The organism is Ensifer sp. Root142, from assembly GCF_001426785.1.
Taxonomy (GTDB): Bacteria; Pseudomonadota; Alphaproteobacteria; order Rhizobiales; family Rhizobiaceae; genus Ensifer; species Ensifer canadensis.
On the sequence record NZ_LMFK01000001.1, the window covers coordinates 686,639 to 700,086 of the forward strand.

At 62.9% G+C, this 13,448-nt stretch carries 11 protein-coding genes and 1 riboswitch; of the genes, 6 read left to right on the plus strand and 5 right to left on the minus strand.

Annotation, left to right across the window (positions count from 1 at the left end; all coding sequences use genetic code 11):
• Window positions 1-2: 2 nt before the first annotated feature.
• Entirely contained in the window at window positions 3-1,247 is a 1,245-nt protein-coding gene (locus ASD52_RS03320; protein ID WP_057209846.1) for a Gfo/Idh/MocA family oxidoreductase, read from the plus strand.
• 82 nt (window positions 1,248-1,329) lie between these two features.
• Here ASD52_RS03320 and ASD52_RS03325 read toward each other — a convergent pair whose 3' ends face one another.
• The gene (locus tag ASD52_RS03325) at window positions 1,330-1,800 is read right to left on the minus strand and encodes a pyridoxamine 5'-phosphate oxidase family protein (RefSeq protein ID WP_057222840.1); all 471 of its coding nucleotides are present in this window, start codon (window positions 1,798-1,800) and stop codon (window positions 1,330-1,332) included.
• Between the two features lie 252 nt (window positions 1,801-2,052).
• Between ASD52_RS03325 and ASD52_RS03330 the strand changes: the two genes are divergently transcribed.
• A complete protein-coding gene (locus ASD52_RS03330; protein WP_057222841.1) occupies window positions 2,053-3,099 on the plus strand; it encodes an SLC13 family permease in 1,047 nt (348 codons plus the stop codon).
• Window positions 3,096-3,308: a hypothetical protein gene (locus ASD52_RS03335; protein ID WP_057222842.1), complete on the plus strand. Its 213-nt coding sequence runs from the start codon at window positions 3,096-3,098 to the stop codon at window positions 3,306-3,308. The genes ASD52_RS03330 and ASD52_RS03335 overlap by 4 nt, the downstream gene beginning before the upstream one ends.
• A gap of 3 nt (window positions 3,309-3,311) precedes the next feature.
• Here the strand turns inward: ASD52_RS03335 and ASD52_RS03340 are convergent, their stop codons facing one another.
• Window positions 3,312-3,806, minus strand: a complete 495-nt coding sequence (locus ASD52_RS03340) for an Lrp/AsnC family transcriptional regulator (protein ID WP_038578406.1) — start codon at window positions 3,804-3,806, stop codon at window positions 3,312-3,314.
• A gap of 104 nt (window positions 3,807-3,910) precedes the next feature.
• Here ASD52_RS03340 and ASD52_RS03345 point away from each other — a divergent pair, with 104 nt between their 5' ends.
• From ASD52_RS03345 to ASD52_RS03355, 3 genes are read left to right on the plus strand one after another with little or no spacing between them, the layout of a single operon-like run.
• The gene (locus tag ASD52_RS03345; RefSeq protein WP_057222843.1) at window positions 3,911-5,119 is read left to right on the plus strand and encodes a diaminopropionate ammonia-lyase; all 1,209 of its coding nucleotides are present in this window, start codon (window positions 3,911-3,913) and stop codon (window positions 5,117-5,119) included.
• Between the two features lie 5 nt (window positions 5,120-5,124).
• Window positions 5,125-6,300: a M20 aminoacylase family protein gene (locus tag ASD52_RS03350; protein ID WP_057223382.1), complete on the plus strand. Its 1,176-nt coding sequence runs from the start codon at window positions 5,125-5,127 to the stop codon at window positions 6,298-6,300.
• A 44-nt stretch (window positions 6,301-6,344) separates the two neighbouring features.
• Window positions 6,345-7,583: a Zn-dependent hydrolase gene (locus ASD52_RS03355; RefSeq protein ID WP_057223385.1), complete on the plus strand. Its 1,239-nt coding sequence runs from the start codon at window positions 6,345-6,347 to the stop codon at window positions 7,581-7,583.
• Window positions 7,584-7,846: 263 nt separating this feature from the next.
• Here ASD52_RS03355 and thiC read toward each other — a convergent pair whose 3' ends face one another.
• The 3 genes from thiC to ASD52_RS03370 form a co-directional block, all read right to left on the minus strand.
• Window positions 7,847-9,670 (minus strand): phosphomethylpyrimidine synthase ThiC, encoded by a 1,824-nt coding sequence (gene thiC, locus ASD52_RS03360; protein ID WP_057222844.1) that lies wholly within the window; start codon window positions 9,668-9,670, stop codon window positions 7,847-7,849.
• Between the two features lie 94 nt (window positions 9,671-9,764).
• Window positions 9,765-9,896, minus strand: a riboswitch (TPP riboswitch).
• A 177-nt stretch (window positions 9,897-10,073) separates the two neighbouring features.
• A complete protein-coding gene (locus ASD52_RS03365; protein WP_025429257.1) occupies window positions 10,074-11,435 on the minus strand; it encodes a sigma-54 dependent transcriptional regulator in 1,362 nt (453 codons plus the stop codon).
• A 3-nt stretch (window positions 11,436-11,438) separates the two neighbouring features.
• Complete coding sequence (locus tag ASD52_RS03370; protein ID WP_057209829.1) at window positions 11,439-13,307, minus strand: sensor histidine kinase; 1,869 nt, start codon at window positions 13,305-13,307, stop codon at window positions 11,439-11,441.
• Window positions 13,308-13,448 lie beyond the last annotated feature (141 nt).

Here is a 13,448-nt window from a genome sequence, read left to right on the forward strand (position 1 = left end):
AAATGACACAGCTACCGAAGCACACGCTGCGCGTGGGTTTCGTCGGAACGGGCTTCATCGCCCATTTCCACCTGAAATCGATGATCGGCGTGCGCAATGTCGAAGTGACGGGCGTCTTCAGCCGCAAGGCGGAAAACCGCGAAAAATTTGCGAAGGAAGTCGAAACGCTCGGGCTCGGCTCCTGCCGCACGCATGAGAGCCTGGAAGCGCTGCTGTCAGCCGACGACGTCGACGCGATCTGGATCCTGTCGCCGAACTATACGCGCCTCGACGTGATGCGCGCCCTGCACGGGGCGATCAAGTCAGGCCGCAGCAAGGTCTTTGCGGTCGCCTGTGAGAAGCCCTTGGCGCGCACGGTGGCGGAAGCCCGCGAGATGCTGACGCTGGCCGAAGATGCCGGCCTCAATCATGGCTATCTCGAAAATCAGGTGTTCTGCACGCCGGTGTTGCGCGGCAAGGAAATCATCTGGCGTCGCGCCGCCTCCACCACCGGCAGACCCTATCTTGCGCGGGCGGCAGAGGAACATTCCGGTCCGCACGAGCCCTGGTTCTGGCAGGGCGACAAGCAGGGCGGCGGTGTTCTCTCCGACATGATGTGCCACAGCGTCGAGGTGGCGCGCTATCTCTTGACCGCGCCCGGTGCGCCGCGCAATTCACTGAAGATCAAGTCGGTCAACGGCACCGTCGCCAACCTGAAATGGACACGTCCCAACTATGCCGAACAGCTGCGCAAGCGCTTCGGCAACGATGTGGACTATCGCAACCGCCCTTCGGAGGATTTTGCGCGCGCGACGGTGACACTCGAGGATCAGGACGGCAACGAACTGATGATCGAAGCGACGACCTCCTGGGCCTATGTCGGCGCCGGCCTGCGCATCCAGCTCGAATTGCTCGGACCGGAATATGCGCTCGAATACAATTCGCTGAGCACGGGCTTGAAGATCTTCATGTCTCGCGAAGTCACGGGGTCGGAAGGCGAGGATCTGGTCGAAAAGCAGAATGCCGAGCAGGGGCTGATGCCGGTGCTCGAGGACGAGGCTGGCGTCTACGGGTATACCGACGAAAACCGCCACATGGTCGAATGCTTCCGCAAGGGCCAGAAGCCGCTCGAAACTTTCGAGGACGGTCTGGCCGTGGTCGAGATGCTGATGGGGCTTTATCGCTCCGCAGAGATCAACGCCACCTTGCAGTTCCCCGCGCCGGAACTCGAACATTACGTGCCCGTGGTCGCGCGCAAGGGCGCTTGATACGGATCGGCTGAGGCTGGCTGGCGGGGAGCACCCCCCGTCGTCTCGATGAGCCAGGCCTCCCAGCTTGGGCGTCTTCTCGTTAATGCGAGGAGATGTCCACCGGATCTTCGTCCATGGCGCGCCCGGTCATCTCGTCGATCTCGATGACAAAGAACAGATGTGGAGACGTTCCGACGCCACCCTGCTCCGCCGGCTTCAAACCGCCCGGTTCCCACCAGTTGGTGCGCTTCTCCAGCAGCGACCATGCCTGCAGGCGCTCTTGATGCCCTTGCTCCGTATCCGGCAACTCCCGATACCTGCCGTAGATGACCGCGCTTTTCCAACTTCCCCTGTCAGAGAACTCGTCGATCTGGACACAGACACGAGGATTTGAGCGCATCCAGTCGACTTTCTGTCCGGGCATGGAGAAGCCGTATAGCCGGTTCGCGGCAGAGGCGTACTGGATGGGGACGATGTAGGGCTGGTCATCCCTGGCACAGGCCAGCCGACCGATATGGTGCGAGGAGATGAGGGCGATACATTCCTCACGCGACAATTCCCTGACGAACATAATTCGCTTCCTCCAACGGTGAACCGTAGCCCAAGACTGCCGGCATTTCGCGGTCCACTACATTGATATGGCGCACGGCGTGAACATTGACAGGCGCGCTGGCCGAAGTGCGCGCAACTACCTCGTCCGATCAACAAATTGAAACGGGCCGTGCTTCGGGCGGGAATAAACCGCGTGCAGCACCGTTAGGCCCTCATCGAGACATCATGACGGTCGGTTGTCGCGCGGGAGTTTTCACCGCGAGCCGGTCAGATGCCGCTGCGCCAAGTGCGGCTGTTGACCGGGTCGCTGCTGATCTTCGCGACGATCCTGATCTTTGTTGCCGCTGATGGGCTGACCATGCCGATGCGTCTGGCGCTGATGGTGTTTGCGACAACGCTTGTCTGCTGGACGATCTTCGACCTGCCTGAAACGCCGGTGGCGCTTGCCGGAGCGCTGGCTTTGGGCGCCACCGGTACCGTCAGCGAAGAGGCGATGTTTGCAGCGCTCGGCAACGATATCGTCTGGTTGATGATCGCCGCCTTCGTCATTGCCTCGGTGCTTCAGGCATCCGGGCTGGTGGAGCGTCTCACCTTCCGGCTGCTGGCACCGTTCCAGCGCGTCAGCAGCCTTTTCTGGGCTGTAACTCTGACGATCTTTGCGACCGCCTTCATCATCCCATCCACGTCAGCACGGGCGGTAATCTTCATGCCGGTCTTTCTGGGGCTGACGGCCGCCATTGGCCGGCCCGGCGTGACACGGGCGCTTGCCTTGCTTTTCCCGTCGGTGATCCTGCTTTCGGCCGCCGCCTCGCTGACCGGTGCCGGCGCCCATCTGGTGGCGGTCGATTTCATCCGTCGCAGCGGCGGCAAAGCGCCCGATTTCCTCGATTGGGCCTTGCTGGCTGCCCCGTTCGGATTGGTCACGAGCCTGATTGCCTGTGGCCTCATCCTGCGGTTCTTCCTCGGCGCCGAGGATCGTAACGCTGCTTTCGAGCCATGCACGCCGGCTGAAAGGCAGCCGCTCAATGCGCAGGAGCGGACGCTGCTGGCGGTGACGGCGCTCATCGTTCTGGCGCTTGCGACATCGGGCCTTCATGGCGTTGCCTTGCCCTTCGTTGCCTTGATCGGCGCCCTCGTCATGGCCTCGGAAAAGGTCTCGGGGTTGTCCTTTCGCAAGGCACTGAAAACAGTCGAGTGGAACCTGCTCCTGTTTCTCGCCGGCACGCTCGTCATCGGCGAGGCACTGATGAGCACCGGAACGGCGGCCTTGCGACGTTCCAGGTCGGCGGCGAGCAGATTTGCCGCGAATATGAGATGAAGCGGCCGGATCAGCCGGATTTCGTGTCGGTTGCCTGCCGGAACGCCGGACGCTGGCAGACGCAACTGGCGATCGTCACAGCGGAAACCGGTGAGGGTTTCGCGCCGGCCTCGTCGCTTGAAACCGTCGATGCCTATCTGTCCTCGATCGGTGCCGGCGCGCCGCTGGAGGCGGCGGCGGAGAAGAAGGCGCTCGCCGGACGAAAGTAGCCTTCAGCGCGGCATTTCTACCGGTACGGAAAGGCCGACCTTGACGCGATCCATGGTGACGAAGGTTCTAAAGCGCCGGATGTTGGGGTTGCCGAAGAACATCCGGCGGGTGAAGGCCTCGTAATCGCCCATCGTCGGCACGATCACGACAAGTATGAAGTCCACGTCGCCCGTGACGTAATAGCATTGCTGGACTTCCGGAGCGGCCGAGAAGGCGGCCTTGGCCGCATCGAGCAGGTCGATCTGCTCGCTTTCCACCTCCACTTCGACAAGGATCGTCAGGGCCTGGTTGACCCGCGCCGGCTCGATCACCGCGACATTGCTGCGGATGACCCCAGTTTCTTCCATGCGCTTGATCCGCCGTTGCACGGCCGGCGCAGACAGGTTGACGGCCTCGCCGATCTGTCGCTGTGGTGTCGTGTTGTCCTTCTGCAGGATTGAGAGGATTGCCAGGTCGAAGCGGTCGAGCTCCGCCGATGTGCTCTTTGAAACGGCCATCATTTCCTCATTGTCATTTACAAACTTGCGTATGGGCTCTCCATTTAGAGCGCATTTCTCTCGTTCGGTGAAATATAACTTCATCGAACGAGGAGATTGCCCACATGCTCATTCGCAACCACCATGCCGATTTCGGATCGCCGCTGCTGCCTGACGATGCCGAAATGCTCTCGATTGCTGCGGCTGCAGAGGTTGAGCGGCAGCTATCGCGCCGTGACGATCATCGGCCGACGCCGCTTCATTCCTTGCCGGCGCTTGCGGCCGAACTCGGGGTCGGAGCAATCTTCGTCAAGGACGAGGGCCATCGGCTCGGGCTCGGCAGTTTCAAGGCGCTTGGCGGATCCTACGCGGTGATCCGGCTGGTGCTTGACGAGGTCCGGAAGCAGACAGGCCTGGACGTCGACATAGACGATCTCACGCGCCCTGACGTTCGCGCGGTCGCGCGCCAAATGACGTTCGGCTGCGCCACGGATGGCAACCATGGTCGCTCAGTGGCGATGGGCGCTGAGCTTGTCGGTGCGAAATCGGTGATCTTCGTGCATTCCGGTGTCAGCCAGAAACGCATAGAGGCGATTGCGCATTACGGCGCCGAGATCGTCCGGGTCGAAGGAACCTATGACGACTCGGTGGAGTTTGCGGCGAAGGTCTGCAACGAGCGTGGCTGGACCGTCGTATCGGACACCTCCTGGCCGGGATACGAATATATTCCCGGTCTGGTCATGCAGGGATATACGGCGCTTTTGTGCGAAGCCTTGCGGACGATCGACGCACCACCGACGCATGTCTTCGTGCAAGCCGGCGTCGGCGGAATCGCTGCTGCAACGGCCGGGCACCTAGCGCTGCGTTACGGTCATGACCGGCCGCGCTTCGTCGTAGTCGAGCCGGCCCGAGCTGCCTGCCTGCTGGAAACGGCAAGGGCCGGCCATCCGGTGAAAGTGCCACATGGCGAGCCAACTGTCATGGCGATGCTCGAATGTTACGAGCCTTCTCTTGTCGCCTGGCGCATTCTTTCGCGTGTTGCCGACGCCTTCATGATGATCGACGAGGAGGATGCCGTTTCGATCATGAACCGCCTCGCTCGCCCGAAAGGGGGCGATCCGGCAATCGTTGCTGGCGAAAGCGGCGGTGTCGGGCTGGCTGGCCTCATCACGGTCGCCGGAGACCCGAACATGCGCGCCGCCCTCGGCCTTGATGCCAATTCGCGGATCCTGGTGATCAATACCGAAGGTGCCACGGATCCTGAACGCTACGAAGAGCTGGTTGGCCTCGCGCCGGCTGATGTCGCCGGGGCTGAGAAATTGGAAAGGGTATGACGCGGATGGCAAACACGGATATCGACAAGCTTGTGGCGGAGATGACGGCGTGGCGTCATGACCTGCACGCCCATCCGGAATTCGGTTTCGAGGAAAAGCGGACAGCGGCCTTCGTTGCCGCCAAGCTGCGGGAATTCGGCCTTGACGAGGTCGCCGAAGGTATCGGTGGCACCGGGGTGATCGGCACGCTGCGGCATGGAACGGGAAATCGCGCCATAGCGCTGCGTGCCGATATGGATGCGCTGCGTATCGCGGAACAGGGGACAATTGCCTATTGCTCCACCCGGCCCGGCACGATGCACGCCTGCGGCCACGACGGCCATACGGCGATGCTGCTCGGCGCAGCAAAGCTGCTGGCCGAGGAGGGCGGCTTTGACGGGACCGTGCGCTTCGTTTTCCAGCCAGCTGAAGAATGGGGGAAGGGTGCACTTGCCATGCTCGCCGATGGCATGCTGGAACGCTTTCCCTTCGACGAGATCTATGGGCTGCACAATATGCCGGGCCTGCCGGTCGGAAAGTTCGAGACCCGTGCCGGCGCCATCATGTCGGCCGAAGACAATTTCGAGATCACGCTCAAGGGCGTCGGCGGCCATGCCGCGCGACCTCACGCGGGCAACGAGACGCTGGTCGCTGCCTGCGCGACAGTGGTCAATCTCCAGACCATCGTTTCGCGAAGGCTCTCTCCGGCCGATATCGCCGTCGTCTCCGTGACCGAATTGATCACCGACGGCACGCGCAATGCCTTGCCAGGCCTGGCCCGCATTCTCGGTGATGCGCGCAGCTTCCGACCTGAGGTGAGCGCCAGGATCGAACAGCAGATGCGCACCATCGCCAAGGGGACGGCGGATGCCTATGGCTGCGAGGTCGAGGTGACCTATACGCGTGAGTTCGTGCCGTTGCTCAACGATCCGGCTCTCGTCGATCATGCCTTCGCAGCGGCCGGTGCGGTGTTCGGGACGGACAATGTCGCCGTCGCCGCTGAGCCGATGACCGGATCGGAGGATTTTGCCCGGTTCCTCGCGCATGTGCCGGGTTGCTTCGTCTTTATCGGCAACGGCCAGGAATCCGCGCCGCTGCACAATCCGCATTACGACTTCAATGATGATGCCTTGATCTTCGGTGCCCGGTTCCACGCCGAAATCGTCCGGCAACGGCTGGCCGCACCGGATGTGGGGCAGTGAGAGTCGCGATGCTCAACACAAACACGATTGAAGGCGGCGCCGTCATGTCTCATCAGTCCATTAATGCCGAACGTCTGCTTACCCGTATCCGCGAACTCGGCGCGATCGGGCGCAACGATCAGGGGCAACTGACACGGCTTGCTGCGTCTGACACCGACAAGCTCGGGCGGGACCGCCTAGTCGCTTGGCTGCGGGCTGCGGGGCTGGAGATCGCCGTCGACCGCATCGGCAATATCTTCGGCGTCTGGCAAAGCCAGGATAACGCCGGGCAATCGCCGTTAATGCTCGGCTCCCATATCGACACGGTCATCAATGCCGGCATCTACGATGGCAGCTACGGCGTGCTGGCCACCCTCGAAGTCATCGAGACACTGAAGGAGCAGGGATTCGCGCCTGTCCGCCCGATCGTCGTCGCGGCCTTTACCAACGAGGAGGGGGTGCGCTACGCGCCCGATATGCTGGGGTCGCTTGTTCATGTGGGCGGCCTTGCGGTCGAAGCCGCGCTTGCGACGGTCGGAACCGATGGCACGACGCTCGGATCGGAACTCAAACGCATCGGCTACGCCGGAAGCGTCGAGCCCGGCTCGTTGAAACCTCATGCCTATGTTGAATTGCACATCGAGCAGGGGCCGGTGCTTGAGCGCGAAGCGACCACGATCGGCGCCGTCGAAAATCTGCAGGGCATCTCCTGGCAGCGCGTGACCATAGAGGGCGTTGCCAATCATGCCGGTACCACGCCGATGGCAATGCGCTCCGATGCGGGCCTTGCTGCCGCGCGCGTCGGCCTGTTCCTGCGCGAGCACATCGCGCGATCAAACGCGCCGAGCGTTGCGACGATCGGAACCATGCGCTTCGAGCCGGACGCGATCAACGTGATCCCCTCGCGCGCGGTCTTTACCATCGACCTGCGCGACCCGGACGAGGATCGCCTGAGGGCACTTGAAAGCGCGCTTTCCGGCTTTCTCGACCAGCTTGAGCAGGAAGAGCATGTGACCGTCTCTGTCGAGCGTCTCGCCCGGTTCGAGCCCGTCAGTTTCGACGGTGCGATCGTCGCGGCGATTGAAGTTTCCGCGAAGGCCCGTGGGCTGAAGAGCCGGCGGATGACCTCCGGCGCCGGCCACGACGCCCAGATGATCGCGCGCATCGCGCCGGCGGCGATGATCTTCGTGCCGAGCCGCGACGGGATCAGCCACAATCCGCGCGAACACACGGATCCGGCAGACCTCGTCGCCGGTGCCAATGTCCTGCTCGACGTCGCCGTCCGGCTTGCAGGTAGCCCTTAGGGGGCTGGAAGGGGCGGCCGGGTGCGACCTCCTTGGAGCGATCACGATGCTGATGCGGCAGCAATTCCTCTCACACCGTCATGCACGGGCTTGACCCGAGCATCCAGCCGGCACCTCTGTGTCAGCCTCGTATCGACATGCCGGCTGCCTCCAATGCTCGGGTCGAGCCCGAGCATGACGAAGAGATGGGCCATTGCGTAAAGAGTGCCGGAGCCCGCCGGGCGCCAGAAGGGGCGGGGTTGCCGCCCCTTCTGGCGTGATCGTTATCCCCGAACTTCTGCCTCGCTGTCGACCGGCATATAGAGGTCGCCACCTTCACGATACTTGGCCGCCATCGCTTGAAACCCTTCCTTCTGCGCCTCGGCGCGGATGTCGTGCGAGATCCGCATCGAGCAGAACTTCGGCCCGCACATGGAGCAAAAATGCGCGACCTTGTGCGCCTCCTTCGGCAAGGTTTCGTCGTGGAAGGAGCGGGCGGTTTCCGGATCGAGCGACAGGTTGAACTGGTCCTCCCAGCGGAACTCGAAGCGGGCGCGCGACAGGGCGTCGTCGCGCGTGCGGGCCGCCGGGTGCCCCTTGGCGAGATCGGCGGCATGGGCCGCGATCTTGTAGGTGATGACGCCCACCTTGACGTCGTTGCGGTCGGGAAGCCCCAGATGTTCCTTCGGTGTCACATAGCAGAGCATGGCCGTGCCGAACCAGCCGATCATCGCGGCACCGATGCCCGAGGTGATGTGGTCGTAGCCCGGGGCGATGTCGGTCGTCAGGGGCCCAAGCGTATAGAACGGCGCCTCGCCACAGACAGCGAGCTGCTTGTCCATGTTTTCCTTGATCTTGTGCATCGGCACGTGGCCAGGCCCCTCGATCATCACCTGGCAGTCTTTCGCCCAGGCGATCTTCGTCAGCTCGCCCAGCGTTTCCAGTTCGGCAAATTGCGCCGCGTCATTGGCATCGGCGATCGACCCCGGACGCAGGCCGTCGCCGAGCGAAAACGAGACGTCATAGGCGCGGCAGATGTCGCAGATCTCTTCGAAGTGCTCGTAGAGAAAGCTCTCCTTGTGGTGGTGCAGGCACCATTTCGCCATGATCGAGCCGCCGCGCGAGACGATGCCGGTGACCCGGTCGACCGTCAGCGGGATATAGTGCAGCCGGACACCGGCATGGATGGTGAAGTAGTCGACCCCCTGTTCCGCCTGCTCGATCAGCGTATCGCGATAGACTTCCCAGCTCAGATCCTCGGCGATGCCGTTGACCTTTTCCAGCGCCTGGTAGAGCGGCACGGTGCCGATCGGCACGGGCGAGTTGCGGATGATCCATTCGCGGATGTTGTGAATGTTGCGGCCGGTCGACAGGTCCATGACCGTGTCTGCGCCCCAGCGGGTCGCCCAGACCATCTTCTCCACTTCCTCGGCCATCGACGAAGTGACGGCGGAGTTGCCGATATTGGCATTGATCTTCACCAGGAAATTCCGGCCGATGATCATCGGCTCGGACTCCGGGTGGTTGATGTTGGCCGGAAGCACGGCGCGACCGCTGGCGATCTCCTGGCGGACGAATTCGGGGGTGACGTGATCGGGGATATGGGCACCAAAGCTTTCGCCGTCGCGTAGCGTGACGCGTGCAGCGTCGCGGCCAAGGTTCTCGCGGATGGCGACGAACTCCATCTCGGGCGTGATGATGCCGGCCCGCGCATAGGCAAGCTGCGTCACCGCGCGCCGCCCGGTCGCGCGCAAGGGCGCGTGGCGGAAGGGAAAGGTCGGCGTCAGCCGGTCGCCGGAGGCAAAGCCGTTGTCTTCCGGCCGCACGTCGCGTCCGTCATAGGCTTCGACATCACCGCGAGCGATGATCCAGTTGCGGCGCGGTCGTGGCAAACCGTCCTCGATGCGGATGTTGGCATCTTCTACGGTGTAGGGACCGGAGGCGTCGTAGACGGTGACCGGCGGCTCGCCCGACGTCGGGTGCAGGGTGATTTCGCGCATGGGAACGCGGATGTCGGGATGGATCGTGCCTGGCTTGTAGACCTTTTTCGAGGCGGGAAGCGGGCCTTTTGTGACCGAGAGTTCTGCGGTTTTGGTGGCAATATTCATGATGAGGCTCCAAGTTTGCGGTTGGAGACCCAGTTCTGAAGCCGGAAGGAAAAGACATGTTTGCCTGAAATTCCGCGCGAATGACGGAATCGTGGCGTCAATGTCTGCACCGTCCCTACGCCAGTATGAACTGGATCAGGTTCAACGGGTCACTGCGCCTCGGTCGGCAAAGCCGATCCGCCCAGCAGTATCTCAGCCCCTTGACGGGACCCCCCTGGTGAATGCCTAGAGATAGCCATCGATCCGGATGCGCCGTCAAGCGTTAATCCGAAGGTTGCGTGTCAGGCCTGTTGATTGCCCGGTAGAGCGTTTCCGGATGAGACGAAGCCGCGGGCACGCTCGTTCTTTTCGTTTTTACGCATTTCCTGACGGAAAACCGCTCCGCACTTTTCCTGGAAATGCGCTAGCGGCCGGACTTCTCTGATCCCCGGCGATCGGCATAATCCGCACGGTTGATGCCGTGCCGCTGCAGCTTGTCATAGAAGGTCTTGCGCGGAATGCCGAGCGCTTCGATCGTCGCCTTGACGTCGCCGTGCTGCGCCCGCAGCGCTTCTTTCAGAATTTCCGCCTCGTAGCGCTCGATCCGCTCGGGCAGGCCGGCACTGGTCGGCGCCGCGGCAATCGGTTGGCCGAGCGAACCTTCGACGCCAAGGGCAACGCGCTCGGCGAAGTGCGAGAGCTCGCGCACATTGCCCGGCCAGGAATGAGACCTCAGATAGTGGCTGACGGCCAGCGAAAGCGTCGGCACGTCGCGCTTGAAACGCTCGGCTGCCCGCGTCAGGAAATGCGAGAAGAGAAGGGGGATATCGTCCCGGCGTTCGCGCAGCGGCGGGATCGACAGGGTGACGACGTTCAGCCGGAAATAGAGATCCTCGCGAAAATCGCCCCGCTGGGCCGGGTCGCCGAGGTCGATCTTGGCCGCGGCGATGACCCGAATATCGACGGGGCGCACGATATTGGTGCCAAGCGGCGTGATCTCACGGGCTTCAAGCACTCGCAGCATCTTGACCTGCGTTGCCGGCGGCATCGCCTCGATCTCATCGAGGAAAAGCGTGCCGCCGCTCGCATGCTCGATACGGCCGACGCGCTTCTTCAGGGCACCGGTGAAGGCGCCGGGCTCGTGGCCGAAAAGCTCGCTCTCGATTACCGTTTCCGGCAGTGCGCCGCAGTTCAGCGCCACGAAGTTGCCGTTGCGGCGCCGGCTCCAATTGTGCAGCAGCGTCGCCACCACCTCCTTGCCGCTGCCGGTTTCGCCGGCAACAAGCACATCCACGTCGGTGTCGGCGATATGCCGCAAGGTCTGGCGCAGCCGTTCCATGACCGGTGTCTGGCCAATCAGCGGCAGGCTCTCACCGGCGACTTCGGCTGCGCGTTTCAGCGCGCGGTTTTCCATCACCAGCCGGCGTTTTTCCAAGGCGCGGCGTGCGCTCTGCACCAGACGGTCGGCGGCAAAGGGTTTCGGGATGAAATCATAGACGCCGTCCTTAATGGCCTGAACGGCCATCGGGATATCGCCGTGGCCGGTGACCAGAATGACGGGCAGGTCGGGGTCGAAATCGGCGATCCGGCGAAACAGCGTGAGGCCGTCGATCCCGGGCATGCGGATATCGCTGATGACGATCCCGCTAAAATCCGGGTTGAGGATTGCGAGCGCTTCCGCCGCGCCGGGAAAGGCGGAGACCGCGAGGCCGGCAAGCTCCAGCGTCTGCTTCATCGCCCGCCTGAGTTCGCTGTCGTCGTCGACGAGGCATACGGATTGCTGCATCGCTCAGGCCCTCTTCAAACGCACGGTGAAGACGGTGCCCTCAGGGCTGGTCTTGACCTCGATGTCGCCGCCATAGTCGGCGACAATCTCCTTGGAGATGGCAAGGCCGAGACCGAGACCTTCATCCTTGGAGGTGTTGAACGGCGTGAAAAGGTCTTCGAGGATATCGGGCCGAATGCCCGGACCATTGTCGGCGACAACAAGCGAAACTGTTTCGGAGGGGCCTAACTCGCACCGCACACGGATCTCAGCGTCTGCCCGATCACCGAGGGCTTCCAGGGCATTCTGCAACAGGTTGATCAGCACCTGTTCCAAGCGGATGCGATTGCCGAGCACGCTGAGGCCGTTATCAGGCAGGTCGATGACGATCGCGTCCATGCGGCCGGCAAAGCGGCTGCGCAGCAGCATTCGAGCGCCTTCGATCACCTCCCGCATCGCCGTCGGTTCGGCGACGAAACGGCCCTTGCGCGCAAAGCTGCGCAGTTCGTCGGTGATGGTGCCGACCCGCTCGGTCAGCGCAGCGATGCTTTCGAGATTTTCGACGGCGGTTTCTTTTTGGCCGCGGTCGAGGAAGGTGCGCGCATTGTCGGCATAGGCGCGGATGGTTGCGACCGGCTGATTGATCTCGTGGGCAACGCCCGCCGCCACCTGTCCGAGGATTGCCAGGCGGTTGGCCTGGACCAGTTCCTGCTGCACCGCCTGCAGCCTCTCGCCCGTGCGCCTGTGGTCGGCGATCTCGGTTTCGAGGTGATCGCGGGCGAGGCTTAGGTCCTGTGTGCGCTCGGCCACTCGGCGTTCCAACTCATCGCGCGCGGCGCGTTCGTTGGCCGCGACCTGCGTCAAAGCCTGGCGCCGGCGAAGAAGGAATGCGGCAAGCGCCAGCAGCGGCACGATAACGGCAAGGGCCAGCAGCCTTGCCTCGCGGCTCGCGGCGCCAAGGGCTGCGTCTAGCGGTGCCAATTGCTCCAGCCGCCAGCTGGTCGAGGGCACCATGGTCTCGACCCTGAGGTATTGCCGCTCGCTGCTGCCGGGCAGAAGCGCTGTCAGCACGCTCGATCCATTGCTCGTTGGCTCGATCCGGCGGAACGGTAGCGGCAGCAGGGAGGCATCGCCGAACTGCAGGCTGTCGCGGATGGCGGCGAGGCGATCCCCGGGGATGGTACGGGTCGTCATGAAGCGCCAGGACGGGAAGCTGGTGATCAGCACGATGCCGCGCCGGTCGGTGACATAGACCGGCTTGCCGGAGGCGAGCCAATCGGCCTCGACCCCGCCGAATTCGAGCTTGGCGACCACGACGCCAATCGGGCCGTCAGGCCCGTCGACACGTCTTGATATGTAGAGGCCTGGCCGCTTGCTGACGGTGCCCATGGCGAAATGCTCGGCCTTGCCATCGCGCATCGCCAGCCGGAAATATTCGCGGAAAGCGTAGTCATTGCCGACGAAGCTGGTTGGCTCGCGCCAGTTGCTGGCAGCCACCGCCACGCCGTCGAGGCCAATCGCGTAGATCACCGCCGCATCCGTATTGGCGGCCAGCGCCTCGAGCTTTTGATTGAGCCGCTGCAACGGCTGGTCGCCACCCTTCTCAAGCGCCGTCTTCACCTCTACATCGTCTGCCAGTACCAGAGGCAGCGCGCGCTGCCGCTCCAGCACTGCCCTCAGCAGCGAGGCCTTGAGATTGGCATCGATGCGGCTCTGGATGTCGACGGTTTCAAGCGCCTTGTTTCGCCCATATTCGCCGGCGAAAAAAAGCCCCGCTGCCAGCAACACCAACGCTAGCGCGGCAAAAATCAGCCAGGCGCGGCGCATGTGCCGGTCGAGATCCTCTGGATTGATAGGGCTGGGCGCGGGCATGGACATGGCGGAATTGTGCATTATTCCGCGCAAGTTTCCAGATGATCTGTGCGGATATCCGCTCAAATATTCGTGTGCGTGATCCAAGATTCTCGAAAAAGTGGCGATATTTCAATGGCCTGATCAGCTGTGCTGCGATCTGGCACGCCCATTGCAGATGAC

Coding starts and splice junctions, on each gene's coding strand:
- ASD52_RS03350 (WP_057223382.1), top strand. CDS start 5,125: ATGGCAAACACGGATATCGACAAGCTTGTGGCGGAGATGACGGCGTGG.
- ASD52_RS03365 (WP_025429257.1), bottom strand. CDS start 11,435: ATGCAGCAATCCGTATGCCTCGTCGACGACGACAGCGAACTCAGGCGG.
- ASD52_RS03340 (WP_038578406.1), bottom strand. CDS start 3,806: ATGGCCGTTTCAAAGAGCACATCGGCGGAGCTCGACCGCTTCGACCTG.
- thiC (WP_057222844.1), bottom strand. CDS start 9,670: ATGAATATTGCCACCAAAACCGCAGAACTCTCGGTCACAAAAGGCCCG.
- ASD52_RS03325 (WP_057222840.1), bottom strand. CDS start 1,800: ATGTTCGTCAGGGAATTGTCGCGTGAGGAATGTATCGCCCTCATCTCC.
- ASD52_RS03330 (WP_057222841.1), top strand. CDS start 2,053: ATGCCGCTGCGCCAAGTGCGGCTGTTGACCGGGTCGCTGCTGATCTTC.
- ASD52_RS03335 (WP_057222842.1), top strand. CDS start 3,096: ATGAAGCGGCCGGATCAGCCGGATTTCGTGTCGGTTGCCTGCCGGAAC.
- ASD52_RS03355 (WP_057223385.1), top strand. CDS start 6,345: ATGTCTCATCAGTCCATTAATGCCGAACGTCTGCTTACCCGTATCCGC.
- ASD52_RS03345 (WP_057222843.1), top strand. CDS start 3,911: ATGCTCATTCGCAACCACCATGCCGATTTCGGATCGCCGCTGCTGCCT.
- ASD52_RS03320 (WP_057209846.1), top strand. CDS start 3: ATGACACAGCTACCGAAGCACACGCTGCGCGTGGGTTTCGTCGGAACG.
- ASD52_RS03370 (WP_057209829.1), bottom strand. CDS start 13,307: ATGCACAATTCCGCCATGTCCATGCCCGCGCCCAGCCCTATCAATCCA.